The organism is Marinifilum breve, from assembly GCF_003202155.1.
Lineage (GTDB): Bacteria > Bacteroidota > Bacteroidia > Bacteroidales > Marinifilaceae > Marinifilum > Marinifilum breve.
This window is the reverse complement of the sequence record NZ_QFLI01000033.1, coordinates 1-1,324: the sequence shown is the minus strand read 5'-3', so window position 1 is coordinate 1,324 and position 1,324 is coordinate 1. Positions and strand designations below refer to the sequence as shown.

The following is a 1,324-nucleotide window of genomic DNA, read 5'->3' as shown; positions in this document are numbered from 1 at the left end:
CTCCACTGTATGCCAACTCCACCTTGGTTAAGCGTCCTGCATGATCGTATTTCATCCATTTGTTTTCTACAATGGTTTTTCCTAATGCCACATGCTCGTGTATACTTCGGTCTACTTTTCCTACAAAATCATACTGGTTGGTAATTCTATCGTAACCATTCAGGTAATTATCACTATAGGTTTGAACAACACGGTATTTTTTGTCGTAGAAATTTACGGTCCACAATCCGCCCGGCTTCCCTGAATCGGCATTCAGGGTTTTTACCCAAGTACCGGTTACTTGTCCTTTGGGCAGTGGCAACAAGGCCGTTTCCAAAGCTGAAAGTGCAAGCTGGTTTGGATTGTATGCCGACTGCGGACAATGATCAAATGTATAATCATCGTAATAAGTGGCTGTTAATACATCAGTATCACTTATGCCTGTTGGAAATGATTTGTTGTTGTAGGATTTAAGACCGGATCCTCGGCATTCGAACATGGGGTTACTTGAAACTGCATAAAATGCATCGACATCAGTCTTCAAATCTTCCCCATTCTTTTTTACATTACCACTTTTTAGTGTTGGCGAATACAAAGCTGTTAAAACAGGACGGTTCAAATGATCATATTTGGTGACCAACCATTTGTTTTGTGCTCTTTGGTTTCCATCTTGGGTGGCTACCAAACGGTCACGATTGTCATAAACCATGTAAACAGGCAAGGCTCCCGGCAGTTTCTTTTCAATCATGCGCTTTCTACCATCGTACTTGTAAACGTAAATCAGTTCATTGAACTCATCCATATTTACCTGTTCGGATTTGATGAGTAGCGATTGAGTAGAGCTGGCTTTAAAATGATAACCGGGCTTTAGCGTTAAACTGGCATTTTGCTTTACGAAATATTTGTCGGCATCTGTCTCTGCTGCACTCAGACTTTCGTTACTTTCGATTACCTTGTAGCCCGATGTTGAGGTATAAGCGGTGCTGCCTCCATTCAGATAGGTTTCAACGGCTTTGGGTGGCAATACATAGCGTAGCAGGCCATAATCGTCGTATACATAGTAGGTGTCTACTTTTTTAATAGAAGTGGAAACTTTCACATAGCTTCGCTTTAGAACCACCTGTCCCAGTTTGTCCTTGAATTCTTCTGTGCTGTGCAAATTGCCTGATGTATAATTCTCGTCTTTGGTAATGGTTTTGTACAACTGGTTCGCACTGTAATGTTTTGTCTGTTCCAGTTTGTCACCATTCAATTCAAAAAGCAATACTTCAGTTCCATGGTTGGTAGCATAGTCTATTTGAACTTTATTTTTGCCATTTACCTGCCAGGCCGACCCCGGAGCTCC

The 1,324-nt window shown here is 41.6% G+C and carries 1 protein-coding gene; it reads right to left on the bottom strand.

The window, feature by feature from the left end; genetic code table 11:
* Nucleotides 1-1,324, bottom strand: a 1,324-nt coding sequence (locus tag DF185_RS23685; RefSeq protein WP_207784735.1) for a hypothetical protein, incomplete at both ends; no start/stop codon positions are given.